The sequence below is a fragment of the Buttiauxella sp. AC038 genome (genome assembly GCF_979253565.1).
The window spans coordinates 363,721-382,182 of record NZ_CEEDCQ010000001.1 but is presented as its reverse complement, the minus strand read 5'-3'; the positions used below and the strand labels follow the sequence as shown (position 1 = coordinate 382,182).

14 protein-coding genes are annotated in these 18,462 nt (G+C 50.5%); 11 read left to right on the top strand and 3 right to left on the bottom strand.

All coding sequences use genetic code 11. The features are described from left to right. Window positions 1-27: 27 nt before the first annotated feature. Window positions 28-2,580: a peptidoglycan glycosyltransferase/peptidoglycan DD-transpeptidase MrcA gene (mrcA, locus tag AC0IXI_RS01745; protein ID WP_064514330.1), complete on the top strand. Its 2,553-nt coding sequence runs from the start codon at window positions 28-30 to the stop codon at window positions 2,578-2,580. Window positions 2,581-2,628: 48 nt separating this feature from the next. Here mrcA and nudE read toward each other — a convergent pair whose 3' ends face one another. After that, on the bottom strand, window positions 2,629-3,189 hold the full coding sequence (gene nudE, locus AC0IXI_RS01740) for an ADP compounds hydrolase NudE (RefSeq protein ID WP_134185664.1): 561 nt from the start codon (window positions 3,187-3,189) through the stop codon (window positions 2,629-2,631). 329 nt (window positions 3,190-3,518) lie between these two features. Between nudE and AC0IXI_RS01735 the strand changes: the two genes are divergently transcribed. The 5 genes from AC0IXI_RS01735 to pckA all read left to right on the top strand — a co-directional run bounded on the left by AC0IXI_RS01735 (window position 3,519) and on the right by pckA (window position 9,737). Beyond that, on the top strand, window positions 3,519-5,660 hold the full coding sequence (locus tag AC0IXI_RS01735; protein ID WP_134185666.1) for an intracellular growth attenuator family protein: 2,142 nt from the start codon (window positions 3,519-3,521) through the stop codon (window positions 5,658-5,660). Between the two features lie 60 nt (window positions 5,661-5,720). Beyond that, window positions 5,721-6,401 (top strand): GMP/IMP nucleotidase, encoded by a 681-nt coding sequence (gene yrfG / locus AC0IXI_RS01730; RefSeq protein WP_471681860.1) that lies wholly within the window; start codon window positions 5,721-5,723, stop codon window positions 6,399-6,401. Next, window positions 6,401-6,802, top strand: coding sequence for a ribosome-associated heat shock protein Hsp15 (gene hslR, locus AC0IXI_RS01725; RefSeq protein WP_064514338.1), 402 nt, complete (start codon window positions 6,401-6,403; stop codon window positions 6,800-6,802). Before yrfG ends, hslR begins: the two co-directional genes overlap by 1 nt. 27 nt (window positions 6,803-6,829) lie before the next feature. Beyond that, on the top strand, window positions 6,830-7,708 hold the full coding sequence (hslO, locus tag AC0IXI_RS01720; RefSeq protein WP_064514340.1) for an Hsp33 family molecular chaperone HslO: 879 nt from the start codon (window positions 6,830-6,832) through the stop codon (window positions 7,706-7,708). 409 nt (window positions 7,709-8,117) lie between these two features. Next, a complete protein-coding gene (pckA, locus tag AC0IXI_RS01715) occupies window positions 8,118-9,737 on the top strand; it encodes a phosphoenolpyruvate carboxykinase (ATP) (RefSeq protein WP_471681859.1) in 1,620 nt (539 codons plus the stop codon). A 114-nt stretch (window positions 9,738-9,851) separates the two neighbouring features. Here pckA and envZ read toward each other — a convergent pair whose 3' ends face one another. Then, window positions 9,852-11,204, bottom strand: a complete 1,353-nt coding sequence (gene envZ / locus AC0IXI_RS01710) for a two-component system sensor histidine kinase EnvZ (protein ID WP_034460303.1) — start codon at window positions 11,202-11,204, stop codon at window positions 9,852-9,854. Continuing rightward, on the bottom strand, window positions 11,201-11,920 hold the full coding sequence (gene ompR / locus AC0IXI_RS01705) for an osmolarity response regulator transcription factor OmpR (RefSeq protein ID WP_001157751.1): 720 nt from the start codon (window positions 11,918-11,920) through the stop codon (window positions 11,201-11,203). The genes envZ and ompR overlap by 4 nt, the downstream gene beginning before the upstream one ends. Before the next feature lie 237 nt (window positions 11,921-12,157). Here ompR and greB point away from each other — a divergent pair, with 237 nt between their 5' ends. The 5 genes from greB (at window position 12,158) to feoC (ending at window position 18,443) form a co-directional block, all read left to right on the top strand. Next, complete coding sequence (greB, locus tag AC0IXI_RS01700; protein WP_064514344.1) at window positions 12,158-12,631, top strand: transcription elongation factor GreB; 474 nt, start codon at window positions 12,158-12,160, stop codon at window positions 12,629-12,631. A 119-nt stretch (window positions 12,632-12,750) separates the two neighbouring features. Next, entirely contained in the window at window positions 12,751-15,081 is a 2,331-nt protein-coding gene (locus AC0IXI_RS01695; protein WP_471681858.1) for a Tex family protein, read from the top strand. A 512-nt stretch (window positions 15,082-15,593) separates the two neighbouring features. Continuing rightward, the gene (feoA, locus tag AC0IXI_RS01690) at window positions 15,594-15,818 is read left to right on the top strand and encodes a ferrous iron transporter A (RefSeq protein ID WP_064514348.1); all 225 of its coding nucleotides are present in this window, start codon (window positions 15,594-15,596) and stop codon (window positions 15,816-15,818) included. Window positions 15,819-15,872: 54 nt separating this feature from the next. Beyond that, window positions 15,873-18,194, top strand: coding sequence for a Fe(2+) transporter permease subunit FeoB (gene feoB, locus AC0IXI_RS01685; RefSeq protein ID WP_134185672.1), 2,322 nt, complete (start codon window positions 15,873-15,875; stop codon window positions 18,192-18,194). Window positions 18,195-18,203: 9 nt separating this feature from the next. Beyond that, entirely contained in the window at window positions 18,204-18,443 is a 240-nt protein-coding gene (gene feoC, locus AC0IXI_RS01680) for a [Fe-S]-dependent transcriptional repressor FeoC (protein WP_064561159.1), read from the top strand. The last annotated feature ends 19 nt before the right edge of the window (window positions 18,444-18,462 follow it).

The following is an 18,462-nucleotide window of genomic DNA, read 5'->3' as shown; positions in this document are numbered from 1 at the left end:
CAATGGAAACGTAATGGGAAATTTAAGGTGAAGTTCGTAAAGTATTTATTAATCCTTGCAGTCTGTTGCATTCTGCTGGGAGCAGGCTCGATCTTCGGGCTCTACAAATTTATTGAGCCGCAGTTGCCTGATGTCGCCACGCTGAAAGACGTGCGACTGCAAATTCCAATGCAGGTTTATACGGCTGATGGCGAGTTAATCGCGCAATATGGTGAGAAGCGCCGTATTCCGGTAACGCTCGATCAAATTCCGCCAGTGATGGTGAAAGCGTTTATTGCGACGGAAGACAGCCGATTTTACGAACACCATGGTGTTGATCCGGTTGGGATATTCCGTGCCGCCAGCGTGGCACTGTTTTCTGGTCATGCATCGCAGGGCGCAAGTACTATCACCCAACAGTTGGCACGTAACTTCTTCTTAAGTCCTGAACGCACGCTGACGCGTAAGATAAAAGAAGTGTTCCTGGCAATTCGTATTGAGCAATTGTTGACCAAAGACGAAATCCTCGAACTTTACCTCAACAAGATTTATCTCGGTTACCGCGCTTATGGCGTGGGTGCTGCAGCACAAGTCTATTTTGGGAAGTCAGTTGATGAGTTAAGCCTGAGTGAAATAGCGGTCATTGCCGGTTTGCCAAAGGCACCGTCAACCTTTAACCCGCTGTACTCGCTTGATCGCGCAACTTCCCGCCGTAATGTGGTGTTATCGCGTATGTTGAGTGAGAACTACATCACTCAGGCGCAATACGATGAAGCGCGAAATCAACCAATCGATGCGAATTACCACGCACCGGAAATCGCGTTCTCCTCACCTTACTTGTCTGAATTAGTCCGCCAGGACATGGTTGCTAAGTATGGTGAGAAGGCCTACGAAGATGGTTATAAGGTTTACACCACCATCACTCGCAAAACTCAGCAAGCCGCGCAACAAGCCGTACGTAACAACGTTATGGCCTATGATATGCGCCACGGCTATCGCGGCCCATCAAACGTGCTGTGGAAAGTAGGTGAAACACCGTGGGACAAAACGAAGATTGTCGATTCGTTAAAGAATCTACCGGTCTACGGCCCACTTTTCCCTGCTGTGATTACGCAAGCATCACCGAATGAAGCTACCGCATTGTTGGCGGATAGCAGCGCCGTTTCCATCAACATGGACGGCATGCGCTGGGCGCGTCCTTATCGTTCAGATACTGCTCAGGGCCCAACGCCACGAAAAGTGACCGATGTAGTACAGGCCGGGCAGCAAATCTGGGTGCGAAAAGTCGATGATAATTGGTGGCTTGGACAAATCCCTGATGTGAACTCCGCCCTGGTTTCCATCAACCCACATGATGGTGCTGTAGTCGCCCTGGTCGGTGGCTTTGATTTCAATCAGAGCAAGTTCAACCGCGCAACGCAGGCATTACGTCAGGTTGGCTCCAACATCAAACCATTCCTCTACACAGCGGCAATGGACAAAGGTTTGACGCTGGCAAGCGTGCTCAATGATGTGCCAATTTCGCGCTGGGATGCTGGTGCGGGTTCCGATTGGCGCCCGAAAAACTCTCCACCAGAATATTCCGGACCAATAAGATTGCGTCAGGGTCTTGGTCAGTCGAAAAACGTGGTAATGGTACGTGCAATGCGCGCGATGGGCGTGGATTATGCGGCTGAATATCTGCAACGCTTTGGCTTCCCTGCGCAAAACATCGTGCATACCGAATCGCTGGCGTTAGGCTCGGCATCCTTCACACCAATGCAAGTTGCGCGCGGTTACTCGGTGATGGCTAACGGTGGCTTCCTGGTTGACCCGTATTACATCTCTAAAATTGAGAATGAAATCGGTGGGACAATCTTTGAAGCGAAACCGAAAGTGGCTTGCCCGGATTGTGATATCCCGGTGATTTACGGTGAAACGCAAAAGTCTAACGTGCTGGAAAATCAGAATGTCGAAGACGTCGCACAGTCTGAGGAAAAACAGAACGTTAGCGTTCCAATGCCGAAGCTTGAACAAGCGAATACGGAGTTAGTTGCACAGAGCAGTCCGCCTGAATACGCGCCACATGTTATCAACACCCCACTGGCGTTCCTGATTAAGAGTGCGTTGAACTCAAACATCTTTGGCGAACCAGGCTGGCAAGGTACTGGCTGGCGAGCAGGGCGTGATTTGAAACGCAATGATATCGGCGGCAAAACCGGTACGACAAACAGTTCGAAAGATGCATGGTTCTCAGGCTACGGACCGGGCGTGGTGACATCTGTCTGGATTGGCTTTGATGATCATCGTCGCGACCTTGGACGTACATCAGCATCAGGGGCGATTAAGGACCAAATTTCAGGTTATGAAGGTGGGGCGAAGAGTGCTCAACCAGCCTGGGATGAGTTTATGAAAGCCGCACTGGAAGGTGTTCCGGAAGAGCCGTTAACGCCGCCACCAGGCATTGTTACGGTCAATATCGATCGCAGCACCGGGCAACTTGCTAATGGCGGGAATAGCCGTCCTGAATTCTTTATTGAAGGCACCCAACCGACGCAGCAGGCTGTGCATGAAGTAGGGACTACGATAATTGATAACGGCGAGACCCACGAGCTGTTCTAGGTAGTGTTAAAGCCCGTTTCACCTTGAAACGGGCTTTAAGAGAAAAAGTTACAAACGCCCCTGCTCTTTCAACCATTCACGCACGAGGAAAAGCGCACTCACATTTCGCGCTTCGCTAAAATCTTCCTCATTTAGCAGATCAAGCATTGACTCTATCGGCCAAAGCACTTGCGGTAGTTCTTCTGGCTCATCACCTTCCAGAGATTCTGGATAGAGATTCTCAGCAATCACGATGTTCATTTTGCTGGAGAAATAGGACGGTGCCATTGTCAATTTCTTCAAGAATGTCAGCTGATTAGCTCCGAAGCCAACCTCTTCTTTCAACTCGCGGTTCGCTGCTTCAAAGACAGTCTCGCCCGGGTCAATTAACCCTTTAGAGAAGCCAAGTTCATATGATTCCGTACCAACGGCGTATTCGCGAATCAAAATCAAATGGTTATCAACGATAGGGACTATCATTACAGCTTCGCGGGCAGATGGGCGCATACGCTCATAGACTCGGCGCACACCGTTGCTGAACTCCAGGTCCACCGTTTCGACATTAAACAGCCGTGAACGAGCCACGGTTTCAACATGTAAAATGGTCGGTTTTTGTAATGGTTTGCTCATCGTTGCTGGGCTAACAGTAAATGCAGGTGCTCCATTGTGCGTTATGCCACATATCTCACGCAACGGACATTAGTTATTATTTACATTTTTGCAACTTTAGGTGATTTTTCAAGACCTGTGCCACGTGTCAATAGACGACAAATGAAATAGGAATTTGCTGATATTTCTCGTAAAGTCGCTTTGCTAACATTATGTTACAGCAGGCTATACATACAAAAATGCCTCAAGATTGAGGCCGTACCTGCCGATAACGTTTTTTACACCCAAATGCTATAAAGGGTGCAACTTGCTGCGTTTTAATAAGAAAACGAGTGTTTGATGGGGAAGGCATGAGCACCTTATTACTTCTTTTAGCTGCTATGCTGGCCTGCATCTTAATTGCGGGATGGCTTATCTGGCGCAGCCTGCGCTTACGCGCTCGTGCTTCACAAGCCCCATCGTTTAGCGGTGCAACTTCACGCAAGTTGACCACAGACGAACGCAATGCCGTTGAAAACTATATTGAATCATTAGACCGCACGCAGGATATCGTGGGGCCTTCAGGTGCCAGTGCTGCACCGACAAAACTAGTATTAAATTCCCTGAGCAACACAGCACTTGCTCTCACACGCTCCATCACCCGCTATGGCTTATCAACTGACGACCCGAATAAGTGGCGCTATTACCTTGATTCAGTAGAGGTGCATCTTCCACCATTCTGGGAACAGTACATTAGTAACGATAACTACGTTGAGTTGATTCGTACTGAAACCATGCCGTTGGTTATCTCCCTTAACGGGCACACGCTTATCGACTACAGCAGCGAAAATCGTGGTTTTGCACTGGAACAAACGCCCCATAGTCAGGCATCTATTCGTGGCGAAGAAAGCGAACAAATTGAGCTGCTCAATATCCGCCAGGAAACACCTGAAGAGTATGCACTGAGCCGTCCCGATGGGTTACGCGAAGCCATTCTTATTTGTGTCGCCTTTGTAATGCTGTTTTTGTGCCTGGTTACGCCTGCAGTTGTGTTGCCATGGCTAGTCGGTGGTGCATTTATGCTACTGGCTGCGAGCCTTTGGGGCCTGTTTGCTCCTCCGGCAAAAAATGCTCTACGTGAGGTCCACTGTTTACGCGGTACACCTAAGCGCTGGGGGCTTTTTGGGGAATCGAATCAGGATCAGATTAACAATATCTCTTTGGGGATAATTGACCTGATCTACCCTGCGCACTGGCAACCATATGTTGCTCAGGACCTTGGGCAAAAAACCGATATTGATATTTATCTCGACAGGCATGTGATTCGCCAGGGTCGATTCCTGTCACTGCATGACGAAGTACGCAACTTCCCTATTCAGCATTGGGTTCGCAATCTGGTGATTGCCATTGGAAGCCTGGCCGTTTTGATCATGCTGACAATTTGGGTGCCGCTGGAGATGCCTTTAAAACTGAGTATCTCCAAGCTAAAAGGCGCGCAAACTATCGAAGCAACCACCGTAGCAGACCTCGATAAAACGACACTCCGTGTTGGTGATACGCTGAAAGTAAACGGTACTGGCATGTGCAATATCCACACGCCTAGTAATTATACCAATCGACAATCTTATCCGTTTACCCCCTTCGACTGTTCGCAAATCATCTGGAATAACGCGCAGGCGTTGCCGTTGCCTGAATCCGATATCATGGATAAAGCCACAGCACTGACTCAGGCGGTGAGTGGGCAAATTCATCCGCAAACCAGTGACGATTCGAAAGTAAACCCGCAGCTACGTAGTGCTATTCAAAAATCAGGCATGGTGTTGTTGGATGATTTCGCCGGTATTGTGCTGAAAACGCAGGCGCTATGTACCGCAGAAGATGAATGTGTTCGCCTGAAAAATGCGCTAGTCAATCTGGGTAATACCAAGGATTGGGATACGCTGACCAAAAAGGCAGATTCAGGAAAACTTACAGGCGTAAATGTTCTGCTGCGACCGGTCAGTGCCGAGTCACTAGATAACCTGGTCACCACCTCGACAGCGCCATTCTTTATTCGTGAAACAGCACGTGCCGCACAGTCTCTGAACAGTCCTGCTCCTGCTGGGTATGTGATTATTAGCGATGAAGGAAGTGATCTCGTAGACCAGCCTTTGCCACCGGTTCCGTTGTATGACATTCCGGCCCAGGAGCAGTGGAGTGAATTCCAGCGTCTAGCCGATATGCTGCTTAAAACGCCGTTTAGTGCCGAGGGAATTATTACCGGCATCTATCAGGATGCAAACGGTACGCAGCACATCACCCTGCATAAAATCCCGGATAGCAGCAGCCTGTGGCGCTACATCAGTACTACACTGTTGCTTATCGGCATGATTGCCTGTCTGCTCATTAACGGCGTGCTGGCGATTCGCCGCTACCGCCGCAGCCGCAATCGCCTGGCGCAAATCCAGCAGTACTACGATAACTGTATAAATCCATCGTTAACCACGATCTCCGCTGTACGCCCGCTGTTCTAAACGTCACGCGGCAGGTTGTGCTAACCTGTCGCGCAGTCTCCTCTAATCAGGTCCGAACCTATGCATATTGATATTGCCTGGCAGGATGTCGATACCGTATTGCTCGATATGGACGGCACATTGCTGGATCTCGCGTTCGATAGCCACTTCTGGCAAAAATTGGTGCCAGAAACAGTCAGTGAGCAAAGAAACATTCCACTGGATGAAGCCCATCAGTTGATTGCCCGCGAATATCACGCCGTGCAACATACGCTAAACTGGTACTGTCTGGATTACTGGAGCGAGCGTCTGGGGTTGGATATTTGTGCAATGACCACCACGCAAGGGCCAAATGCCGTGCTGCGTGAAGATACCGTCCCGTTCCTTAATGCCCTGAAAGACTGCGGCAAGCGGCGTATCTTACTGACGAATGCCCATCCACATAATCTGGCCATCAAACTTGAACATACCGGTTTAGGCCAACACCTTGATTTATTGCTTTCCACCCACACATTTGGTTATCCGAAAGAAGATCAGCGGTTGTGGCAAGCCGTTGCCGAGCATACCGGGCTGGAACCCGCCAGAACGCTATTTATTGACGATAGCGAAGCTATTCTGGACTCTGCCGCGAAGTTTGGTATTCGTTATTGCCTGGGCGTGACCAATCCCGATTCTGGCCAGGCTGACAAAACTTACCAACATCATCCGGCATTGAACGACTATCGCCGACTACTCCCGAAGTTGATATCTAAGGAGTCGTGATGAAAGAAAAATCGTCTGAAGGTGTGCGTCTCGACAAATGGCTGTGGGCTGCACGTTTTTATAAAACGCGAGCTATTGCTCGGGAAATGGTTGAAGGCGGTAAGGTGCATTACAACGGGCAACGCAGCAAACCGAGTAAAATCGTTGAGCTGAATGCCATGTTGACGCTACGCCAGGGCAATGACGAGAAAACCGTTAAAGTGCTGGCGCTAACTGAACAGCGCCGCCCGGCCACCGATGCCTCGCAGCTTTATGAAGAGACAGCGGAAAGTATCACTAAGCGGGAAAAAGTAGCGCTGGCACGCAAAATGAACGCGCTGACCATGCCCCACCCCGACCGACGCCCGGATAAAAAAGAGCGTCGTGATTTGATGAAATTTAAACACGGTGGCAACGAATAAAAGATGTCATCCGAATGAGAGAAAATTATGACCCAACACGACCAACTACATCGTTACCTGTTTGAAAACTTTGCCGTTCGCGGTGAACTGGTAACGGTTTCCGACACCTGGCAGCAAATCATGCAAAACCATGATTACCCAGCCCCGGTAAAAACCATTCTTGGTGAATTGCTGGTCGCAACCAGTCTACTGACTGCAACGCTGAAGTTTGATGGTGATATCACTGTGCAATTGCAGGGTGATGGTCCTATGACCCTCGCAGTGATTAACGGCAACAATAACCAGCAAATGCGTGGTGTTGCGCGTTTTAAAGGTGATATCCCTGCCGATGCGGATCTAAAAACGTTGGTTGGCAATGGCTATCTGGTCATTACTATCACCCCGGCTCAAGGAGAGCGTTACCAGGGTGTTGTTGGGCTTGAAGGTGATACTCTGGCGGCATGTCTGGAAGATTACTTCTTACGTTCCGAGCAGTTGCCAACGCGTCTGTTTATCCGCACTGGTGATGTTGAAGGCAAACCAGCAGCGGGTGGCATGTTGTTGCAAGTTCTGCCAGCGCAAGACGCACAGGCTGACGATTTCAACCACCTGGCGGCACTGACTGAAACCATCAAGGCTGAAGAGTTGTTGACCCTACCAGCTAATGACGTGCTGTGGCGTTTGTACCACGAAGAAGAAGTGACACTTTACGATCCTCAAAACGTTGAATTTAAGTGTACCTGTTCACGCGAACGCTGTGCCGATGCACTAAGAACTCTGCCTGATGAAGAAGTGAATAGCATCATTGCAGAAGAAGGCGAAATCGACATGAACTGTGACTACTGCGGTAATCACTACGTGTTCAACGCCATGGACATTGCAGAGATCCGCAACAACGCATCCCCAGCAGATCCGCAAGTGCATTAATGTCTTTTGCCCTTCCATTTATGGAAGGGCAAATCTTCGTTTCATAGAATTGAGTGCTTAATCACACCTCGTCCGTTAATCGCACTATTTTTTAACATATTCAGAATATTTTCCCTGCCGTACTAGCATTTCCTGCCATACTCTCACCCCGTTGTGACTCGCTTCACAGCGTTTTCCGCTATACCCAAGCTATTCAAAATGCAGATAGGCGGCAATCGAATGAATCCCGATGAGCTTACTCAAGTAAGTGATTAGGGTAAATGAGAGCAGCCAACACCCCCGCATTTTGAAGGGCGAAGGGTATATATAGATTCGAGTGGATGCTCAAATCTATGATAGGTGTCGCGGTTAACAACCAATAAACAACCCTACAATCTCAGGCAGTACAAATTGGCTAAGGAGCAGTGAAATGCGAGTTAAAGGCATAACCCCGCAAGATCTCAAGGCTTATGGAATTCATGACGCAAGTGAAGTGGTTTACAACCCCGATTACGACACTCTGTATCACGAAGAACTCAACCCCAATCTGGAAGGTTTTGAGCGCGGCATTGAAACCAATCTCGGTGCAATAGCCGTAGATACCGGCATATTTACCGGCCGTTCCCCTAAAGATAAATACATCGTCCGTGACGACACCACCCGCGACACGCTGTGGTGGGCAGATAACGGCAAAGGTAAAAATGACAATAAACCGCTTAGTGAAGAAACCTGGCAGCATCTGAAAGGTCTGGTCACTAACCAACTCTCTGGCAAACGCCTCTTTATTATTGATGCTTACTGCGGTGCGAATGCAGACACCCGTCTGTCGGTGCGTTTTATTACCGAAGTGGCCTGGCAGGCTCATTTCGTTAAGAACATGTTCATCCGTCCAACCGAAGAAGAGCTTGAAACTTTCGAAGCAGATTTTGTGGTGATGAATGGCGCCAAGTGCACCAACCCACAATGGAAAGAGCAGGGTTTGAACTCTGAAAACTTCATCGCGTTTAACCTTACCGAGCGCGTGCAACTGATTGGCGGCACCTGGTACGGCGGCGAAATGAAGAAAGGGATGTTCTCAATCATGAACTACCTGCTGCCGCTAAAAGGCATCGCTTCAATGCACTGTTCGGCAAACGTCGGCGAAAAAGGCGATGTTGCTGTGTTCTTTGGTCTGTCTGGCACAGGTAAAACAACGCTTTCTACCGATCCGAAACGCCGCCTGATTGGTGATGACGAACACGGATGGGACGATGACGGCGTGTTCAACTTCGAAGGCGGTTGCTACGCAAAAACGATTCGTTTATCCCAGGAAGCAGAGCCAGAAATTTATAATGCGATTCGTCGTGACGCGCTGCTGGAAAACGTAACGGTACGTGCCGATGGTTCAATTGATTTTGACGACGGTTCGAAAACCGAGAACACTCGAGTTTCTTACCCGATTTACCACATCGAAAACATCGTTCAGCCGGTTTCGAAAGCTGGGCATGCCAAGAAAGTTATCTTCCTGACTGCTGATGCTTTTGGTGTATTGCCACCGGTTTCGCGCCTGACGGCCAACCAAACCCAGTATCACTTCCTGTCAGGCTTCACGGCCAAACTGGCGGGTACTGAACGTGGTGTCACCGAGCCGACGCCAACATTCTCTGCTTGCTTTGGCGCAGCATTCCTTTCTTTGCACCCAACGCAATATGCCGAAGTGCTGGTGAAACGCATGCAGGCGGCAGGTGCACAGGCCTATCTGGTTAACACTGGCTGGAATGGCACAGGTAAGCGTATCTCCATTAAAGACACGCGCGCAATTATCGACGCTATTCTCAATGGTTCTCTGGACGATACCGAAACGTTCACCCTACCAATCTTTGGTCTTGCTGTTCCAACAGCACTGGCAGGCGTGGAAGGCAATATTCTGGACCCGCGTAAAACGTATGCATCACCACAACAGTGGCAGGAAAAATCGGAGCAACTGGCTAAGTTGTTTATCGAGAACTTCGAAAAATATACCGACACTCCAGCGGGTGCAGCACTTGTAAGCGCAGGGCCGAAGATTTAATTTTCGAATAGCGAATGAGTTTGTATGGGGGATTAGCACAAGTAACATCCACCATCTATGCTAACCCGAGCTACAAAAAAGCGAACCTCAAAGGTTCGCTTTTTTATTTATCACTCAGCTTTCTTTTAACTGGCTGACCGTTTTGTTCATCGGTAACGGTAAATAAGCCCGTATCCGCAAACCGCCCCGCTCACTAACGCCGATATCCAACAGGCCGTTATGGTTGTCGATAATACGCTGCACAATCGCCAGCCCTAAACCGGTGCCGCTGGTGCTCCGCGCACTATCACCACGCACGAAAGGTTGGAACAGATGCTTGAGCTGGTCAGGTTTAATCCCTGGGCCGTCATCTTCCACCTGGAACCAGGCACGGTTTAACTCGCCGCCACTGCTGACCTTAATCCAACCATTTCCGTAACGCGCTGCGTTCACCACCATATTGGCCGCGGCACGTTTAATGGATAACGGGTGGATGTTGACCAGCAATTCTCCGGCTTGCAGATCGGTGTCGATTTCTCGCTCGTATCCACTCTCCGCTGCCACTACTTCGCCCAACACGGTGTTGAGATCGGCAGTTTCCAGCGGCATCTCTTGCCCGGTACGCAGGTAATCGATGAACTGCTCGATTATCGCATTACACTCTTCGATATCTTTGTTAATCGATTCAGACAGATAGCCATCTTCTTCACTCATCATTTCTGTTGCCAGACGAATACGAGTGAGTGGTGTACGCAAATCGTGACTAACACCCGCCATTAGCAGCGTGCGGTCATCGGCGAGTTGCTTCACACCAGCAGCCATATGGTTGAACGCCCGGGTAACAGAGCGCACCTCAGACGCGCCATATTCACGAAGCGGTGGCGGAATGATCCCCTTACCTACTTGCAGAGCAGCATGTTCAAGGTCAACCAAGGGTCGGTTCTGAATACGAATAAACAGCCATGCGCCGCCTATCGCCAGCAGCATTATCGCAAGCGTATAGCGGAACAGTGGTGAGAAGTCGCCCTGATGAATTTCAGTCAGAGGAACGCGAACCCAGATATTCGGTGACAGCCACGTCTTCAGCCAGACAACCGGCGAGCTTTTGTTAACCTCAACCCGAACTTCGGTTGGGCCACCCAACTGCTGCGCCATTTGATGACTGAGGAATTCGTAATGCTGAGCCCAGCGTAAACCCGCGTCTTCCGCCGCTTCATTGGAATAAAGAGAGATACCCAATTCACGGTAGATTTCACGCCGAAATGCAGGCGGAACCACCAGTTGCGTGCCATCTTCCAATTGCAGCTTATCGGTCATCAGCATACGGACTTCGTAAGCCAGTACCTTATTAAACTGCTGCAAACTCGGCAAAATGGCGAAGTTCAGCACCACAAGATAGGTCGTCACCAGGCTGACGAACAGCAAGGTGACTATCAGTAACAGCGTGCGTGCAAACGAGCTTCTGGGGGAGAAGCGGACTCGCCTCATGCCTTGGAACCGTCCGGCACGAATACGTAGCCCAGGCCCCATACGGTCTGGATATAGCGTGGATGCGCAGGGTCTTCTTCAACCATGCGGCGCAGGCGGGAGATCTGCACGTCAATAGAACGTTCCATCGCACTGTATTCACGGCCACGGGCCAGGTTCATCAGCTTATCGCGTGATAATGGCTCACGAGGGTGGCTCACCAGTGCTTTCAGCACTGCGAACTCGCCGCTGGTTAATGGCATAGGCTCGTCTTCACGGAACATCTCACGGGTGCCGAGGTTCAGTTTAAACTTACCAAACGCAATAACCGCTTCTTCCTGAGAAGGAGCGCCCGGCAGTTCATTGGCCTGGCGGCGCAGAACAGCACGGATACGCGCAAGCAGTTCACGCGGGTTGAATGGTTTTGGAATGTAATCATCGGCGCCAATTTCCAGCCCAACGATACGGTCAACTTCTTCGCCTTTGGCGGTGACCATAATGATTGGCATTGGATTACTTTGACTGCGCAGACGGCGACAAATAGACAAGCCATCTTCACCTGGTAGCATCAGATCAAGCACCATCAGGTGGAAGGACTCACGGGTTAGCAGGCGATCCATCTGTTCTGCGTTAGCAACGCTACGGACCTGGAAGCCTTGTTCGGTGAGATAACGTTCTAACAGCGCGCGCAGGCGCATGTCGTCATCCACGACCAGAATCTTATAATTCTCTTGCATTCTTATACTCCCAAAGGCACGAACAGTGAGTGCGTATTCTTAAAAAACTGGAGCGTTACGACCAGTCAATTCTGGTATATATTCTAGTCGAAATTGTTACAAAGCATATTAAACAGATGGTTATGGGCACTTTTTAACACAGAATAATGACCTACTTCGCAAATCTCCGGGATTGCCATCACCCTGATATTTCGGTTTAAATCACCTTTAATTGTTTCACCCATGCAAGGCTTGCTGATGAAAACGCCATTAATTACCCGCGAAGGCTATGAAAAGCTCAAACAAGAAAAGGACTACTTGTGGCGTGAAGAGCGTCCAGAGGTGACAAAAAAGGTCACATGGGCGGCAAGCCTTGGCGATCGCAGTGAAAATGCCGACTACCAGTACAACAAAAAACGTCTGCGAGAAATAGATCGTAGAGTGCGTTATCTCACGAAATGCCTCGAACAGTTGAAGATTGTCGACTATTCACCGCAACAAGAAGGCAAAGTGTTCTTCGGCGCGTGGGTGGAAATTGAAAATGACGCAGGAAACCAGATGCGTTTTCGCATTGTGGGCTATGACGAAATTTTTGGCCGCAGAGATTACATTTCTATTGATTCTCCAATGGCACGCGCCCTGCTGAAAAAAGAAGTGGGTGACCTCGCTATCGTGCAAACGCCCGCCGGTGAAGCGCAGTGGTACGTCAATGAAATCGAGTATGTGAAATAAGCACAAGCCAGCCGCAGAACTGTCCGATTCATCACCACTCAGGCGCTGTGGCTGGCATTTTCACCCTCCAATCCGTATAACTATCCCCAATAATTTCGACTCAAACAGATGAAAAAACCATGATGAATGATTCACTCTGCCGCATTATTGCCAGCGAACTAAAGGCCCGCAACGAACAGGTTGATGCCGCCGTTCGCCTGCTGGACGAAGGGAATACCGTGCCATTTATTGCGCGTTATCGTAAGGAAGTCACCGGCGGTCTGGATGACACGCAACTGCGTCAGTTAGAAACCCGTCTTGGCTATCTGCGCGAGCTGGAAGACCGCCGCCAGACCATCCTGAAATCCATTACCGACCAGGGTAAATTGACCGACGAACTCGCATCAGCCATTAATGGCACGCTGAGCAAAACCGAGCTTGAAGACCTCTATTTGCCGTATAAGCAAAAGCGCCGTACGCGCGGGCAAATTGCTATCGAAGCAGGTCTGGAGCCTCTGGCTGAGTTGCTGTGGAATGACCCGTCCCACACGCCGGAAGAAGCCGCTGCAAGTTACGTTGACACCGATAAAGGCGTTGCCGACACCAAAGCCGCACTCGATGGCGCACGCTACATTCTGATGGAGCGTTTTGCCGAAGACGCCGCGCTGCTGGCAAAAGTGCGTAACTACTTGTGGAAAAATGCGCATCTGGTTGCCAATGTCGTGGCTGGCAAAGAAGAGGAAGGCGCAAAATTCCGTGACTACTTCGACCATCACGAACCGATTGCTACCGCTCCCTCACACCGTGCGCTCGCAATGTTCCGTGGCCGCAACGAAGGTATTTTACAGCTTGCGCTCAATGCCGATCCGCAACACGATGAACCACCGCGTGAAAGCTATTGCGAACAAATCATTATCGACCATCTCGGCCTACGCCTGAATAACGCACCAGCAGACGCCTGGCGTCGCGCCGTGGTGAGCTGGACCTGGCGCATCAAGGTGCTGATGCACCTCGAAACCGAGCTGATGGGGACCGTGCGTGAACGCGCCGAAGACGAAGCGATCAACGTTTTCGCCCGCAACCTGCATGATTTATTGATGGCCGCTCCGGCTGGCCTGCGTGCCACCATGGGCCTCGATCCAGGCCTGCGTACCGGCGTGAAAGTCGCGGTTGTTGATTCAACCGGCAAACTGGTCGCCACCGATACCATTTACCCACACACCGGCCAAGCCGCGAAAGCGGCTGTTGCCGTCGCCGCGCTTTGTCAGAAGCACAACGTCGAACTTGTAGCGATCGGCAACGGCACTGCATCACGCGAAACCGAGCGTTTCTTCCTCGACGTTCAAGAGCAATTCCCGAAAGTCACCGCGCAGAAAGTGATTGTCAGCGAAGCAGGCGCATCGGTTTATTCGGCATCTGAACTGGCAGCACTGGAATTCCCGGATCTCGATGTTTCGATTCGCGGTGCGGTTTCTATTGCTCGCCGCCTGCAAGATCCCCTGGCGGAGCTGGTGAAAATCGACCCGAAATCTATCGGTGTCGGCCAGTATCAGCACGATGTGAGCCAGTCACAGCTGGCGAAGAAACTGGATGCGGTCGTCGAAGACTGTGTAAACGCCGTTGGCGTGGACTTGAATACCGCGTCGGTGCCATTACTTACTCGCGTGGCAGGTTTAACGCGCATGATGGCGCAGAACATCGTTAACTGGCGTGATGAAAATGGCCGTTTCCAGAACCGCCAGCAATTGCTGAAAGTGAGCCGTCTGGGGCCAAAAGCCTTCGAACAGTGCGCAGGTTTCTTGCGTATTAACCACGGTGATAACCCGCTGGATGCCTCCACCGTTCACCCGGAAGCCTACCCAATTGTTCAGCGTATCCTGGCTGCGACCGAACAAGCGCTACAGGATTTGATGGGCAACGGCGAAGCATTGCGCGGCCTGAGCCCACGCGATTTCACCGATGAACGCTTTGGTGTGCCAACAGTGACCGACATCATCAAAGAGCTCGAAAAACCAGGCCGTGACCCGCGCCCTGAGTTCAAAACAGCGAAGTTTGCTGATGGCGTTGAAACCATGAACGACCTTCAGCCTGGCATGGTGCTGGAAGGGGCTGTCACCAATGTGACTAACTTCGGTGCGTTTGTAGATATCGGCGTGCATCAGGATGGTTTAGTCCACATTTCCTCACTTTCCGACAAATTCATCGACGACCCGCATAAAGTGGTGAAAGCTGGTGATATCGTCAAAGTGAAAGTGATGGAAGTGGATCTGGCGCGCAAACGTATTGCGCTCACCATGCGTCTGGATGAGCAGCCAGGTGAGTCCAACCGCCGTGGTTCCGCACCGCGTGAGCAAACCGAACGCCGCCCGGCACAGCCGCAAAAACCTCGCGGGCGTGATAATGCTGGCAGCAGCGCCGGTAACAGTGCGATGAGTGATGCACTGGCAGCGGCATTGGGTAAGAAACGTTAATCCTTAATGCTGATTTCCCCCTCTCCTTTCATCAGGAGGGGGCGGAATAAACCCCCATCTATTTCCCCGGAGTTAAATTCAGCACAATTTGCCTCTTTCATGCCCGGTAGCGAATGAATAACATTTCTTTAGCATCCGCAGTAATTCGTCAGAAAATAGAGTGAGTTTGCTATAGATCAATTTTCGCAAAAATATAAAAACACCACTAATATTTATCAAACATGTAACACCTGAAATATCATGACAACATTAGTAGAGATAAAATAATAAAATTATCATTTTAAAATAAATGCAACTTATTGTTATTAATGGTTTTTATATAAAAATAGCTTGTGCGCCCCACATTTATAATTAATAAAACCTCCCTAAAAAAATAAATTCAAACGAGTCATTCACCACAAAAATAATTATTGAAGACAGAAACCATTCTCATTATCATTGATTTGTTCGTTATTTCTCCTCAATGCCCAACGATATTTTTAAATACCCGAGCCCAGCTCTAAGTAGGTCTTATGCGTTTCTTACCAAGTAGTGCGTGGAAGATTACCGGCTTTTCCAGCGAAATTAGTCCGTCATACCGCCAAAAATTATTATCACTCGGTATGTTGCCTGGCTCTTCATTCAACGTTGTACGTGTTGCGCCGTTAGGCGACCCAATTCATATCGAAACACGTCGCGTCAGCCTGGTACTACGTAAAAAAGATCTCGAATTACTGCACGTTGAAGCCATTGCCTGATTGGCGGGGTGAGCGCTCGCGCTCGTTGCTATTTTCTTTAAGTTCACGAAAAAAATGAAAAAATTAACTATCGGCTTAATCGGTAACCCTAACTCCGGGAAAACCACGTTATTCAACCAGCTCACCGGTTCACGCCAGCGAGTGGGTAACTGGGCGGGCGTTACCGTAGAACGTAAAGAAGGTCAGTTTTCAACGCTTGCACATCAGGTCACACTTGTTGATCTGCCGGGTACCTACTCGCTGACCACCATTTCATCGCAAACTTCTCTGGATGAACAAATTGCCTGCCACTACATCTTGAGTGGTGATGCAGACTTACTGATAAATGTCGTCGATGCGTCCAACCTTGAGCGCAATTTGTATCTGACGCTGCAATTGCTCGAACTCGGCATTCCGTGTGTCGTCGCGCTTAACATGCTCGACATCGCCGAGAAGCAAGATATTCGCATTGATATCGACGCGCTGGCTGCACGCCTGGGCTGCCCGGTCGTTCCACTGGTTTCCACTCGTGGCCGTGGCATGGAAGGCCTGAAACTGGCAATCGACCGCCGCCAGCCAAACACGCATAGCGATTTAGTGCTTTATCCGCCACGTCTGCTTGAAGAAGCCGACAAGCTTGCGGCAGAAATGCCTGCGGATATGCCAGAGCAGCAACGCCGTTGGTTAGCGCTGCAAATGCTCGAAGGCGATATCTACAGCCTTGAATATGCCGGTCATGCCGCTGACAAACTGGACGCGGTACGTGCACAACTGGCAGAAGAGAACGAAGACCCCGCACTGCTGATTGCCGATGCGCGTTATCAAACCATCGCCGCCATCTGTGATTCAATCAGCAACAGTCTGACCGCCGAACCGCATCGCTTAACGGCAATGATGGATAAAATCATTCTTAACCGTTTCCTCGGTTTGCCTGTTTTCTTGCTGGTGATGTACCTGATGTTCTTGCTGGCGATTAACATCGGCGGCGCATTGCAGCCCATTTTTGACGGCGGTTCTGCGGCCATCTTTATCCACGGTATTCAGTGGATTGGCGCCACACTTCACTTCCCAAGCTGGCTGACGATTTTCTTAGCACAGGGTATCGGCGGTGGTATCAACACCGTGCTGCCACTGGTGCCGCAAATCGGTATGATGTACCTGTTCCTCTCGTTCCTTGAAGACTCCGGCTACATGGCGCGTGCGGCATTTGTGATGGATCGCCTGATGCAATCCCTCGGCCTGCCGGGCAAATCATTCGTACCCTTGATTGTTGGCTTTGGCTGTAACGTGCCGTCGGTGATGGGTGCACGTACGCTCGATGCTCCGCGTGAACGCCTGATGACCATCATGATGGCGCCGTTTATGTCATGTGGCGCACGCCTTGCCATCTTTGCAGTATTTGCCGCCGCGTTCTTCGGGCAGCAAGGTGCGCTGGTTGTCTTCTCACTCTATATTCTTGGCATCGTGATGGCGATTCTGACCGGGCTGATGCTCAAGCACACCATCATGCGTGGTGAAGCAACGCCATTTGTGATGGAACTGCCGGTCTACCACGTTCCGCACCTGAAAAGCCTGCTGCTGCAAACCTGGCAACGCCTGAAAGGTTTTGTGCTGCGTGCCGGTAAAGTTATCGTCATCGTCAGTATTTTCATTGGTGCGCTAAATAGCTTCTCGTTTAGCGGCAAAGAAGTGGACAACATCAACGATTCGGCGCTGGCGTCGGTCAGCCGTGTGCTCACTCCGTTGCTAAAACCGATTGGTGTTCACGAAGATAACTGGCAGGCGACCGTCGGCCTGTTCACTGGCGCCATGGCAAAAGAAGTGGTGGTCGGTACGCTCAACACGCTTTACACCGCTGAAGACATGCACGAAGAACCGTTTGATGCTGCAAGTTTCAATTTGCTTGATGAGTTAGGCGGCGCAGCAGGTGAAACCTGGCAAAGCCTGAAAGACACCTTCAGCCTGAGCGTGCTGCTCAACCCAATCGAAGCCAGCAAAGGCGACGGTGAAATGGCAAGCGGCGCAATGGGTGTGATGAGCAGCAAATTTGGCAGCCCGGCTGCGGCCTATAGCTACCTGATTTTCGTTCTGCTCTATATCCCCTGCATTTCGGTGATGGGTGCGGTCGCCCGCGAGTCCAGCCGTGGCTGGATGATGTTCTCGGTATTGTGGGGGCTAAATATCGCCTACTCGCTGTCCACGCTTTACTACCAGACGGTAACGTTTAGTGCTCATCCGAAGTACAGCCTGGTCTGTATTCTCGCGGTGGTGTTGTTCAACGTGCTGTTAATTGGTGGGTTGCGTAAAGCTCGCAGCCGTGTGGATGTCAGCCTGATGACAACCCGTAAAACAGTCGAAGCGGCCTGCTGTAAAAGCACTGCTGGCGATTGCCACTAAGGAGAAGGTATGGCGAGCTTAATTGAGATTCGTGATGCGCTGGCGCTACAAGGGCGCATGGATGCCACGCAAATTAGCCAACAGCTCGCCACGCCGTTGCCATTGGTGAATGCAATGCTGAGCCGCCTTGAAGCGATGGGTAAAGCAATGCGTATCACCGAAGACCCGAGCGATTGCCTGACGGGGAGCTGCAAGAGCTGCCCTGAAGGGAAGAAATGTGTTCGGGAAGTGTGGGCGTTGCGCGCGTAGGTGGAGGGTGTCGCTTACG

What these genes read in the sequence shown, in the direction of transcription:
- nudE (WP_134185664.1), bottom strand. Translation starts at nt 3,189, where the DNA reads ATGAGCAAACCATTACAAAAACCGACCATTTTACATGTTGAAACCGTG.
- AC0IXI_RS01735 (WP_134185666.1), top strand. Translation starts at nt 3,519, where the DNA reads ATGAGCACCTTATTACTTCTTTTAGCTGCTATGCTGGCCTGCATCTTA.
- yrfG (WP_471681860.1), top strand. Translation starts at nt 5,721, where the DNA reads ATGCATATTGATATTGCCTGGCAGGATGTCGATACCGTATTGCTCGAT.
- hslR (WP_064514338.1), top strand. Translation starts at nt 6,401, where the DNA reads ATGAAAGAAAAATCGTCTGAAGGTGTGCGTCTCGACAAATGGCTGTGG.
- hslO (WP_064514340.1), top strand. Translation starts at nt 6,830, where the DNA reads ATGACCCAACACGACCAACTACATCGTTACCTGTTTGAAAACTTTGCC.
- pckA (WP_471681859.1), top strand. Translation starts at nt 8,118, where the DNA reads ATGCGAGTTAAAGGCATAACCCCGCAAGATCTCAAGGCTTATGGAATT.
- envZ (WP_034460303.1), bottom strand. Translation starts at nt 11,204, where the DNA reads ATGAGGCGAGTCCGCTTCTCCCCCAGAAGCTCGTTTGCACGCACGCTG.
- ompR (WP_001157751.1), bottom strand. Translation starts at nt 11,920, where the DNA reads ATGCAAGAGAATTATAAGATTCTGGTCGTGGATGACGACATGCGCCTG.
- greB (WP_064514344.1), top strand. Translation starts at nt 12,158, where the DNA reads ATGAAAACGCCATTAATTACCCGCGAAGGCTATGAAAAGCTCAAACAA.
- AC0IXI_RS01695 (WP_471681858.1), top strand. Translation starts at nt 12,751, where the DNA reads ATGATGAATGATTCACTCTGCCGCATTATTGCCAGCGAACTAAAGGCC.
- feoA (WP_064514348.1), top strand. Translation starts at nt 15,594, where the DNA reads ATGCGTTTCTTACCAAGTAGTGCGTGGAAGATTACCGGCTTTTCCAGC.
- feoB (WP_134185672.1), top strand. Translation starts at nt 15,873, where the DNA reads ATGAAAAAATTAACTATCGGCTTAATCGGTAACCCTAACTCCGGGAAA.
- feoC (WP_064561159.1), top strand. Translation starts at nt 18,204, where the DNA reads ATGGCGAGCTTAATTGAGATTCGTGATGCGCTGGCGCTACAAGGGCGC.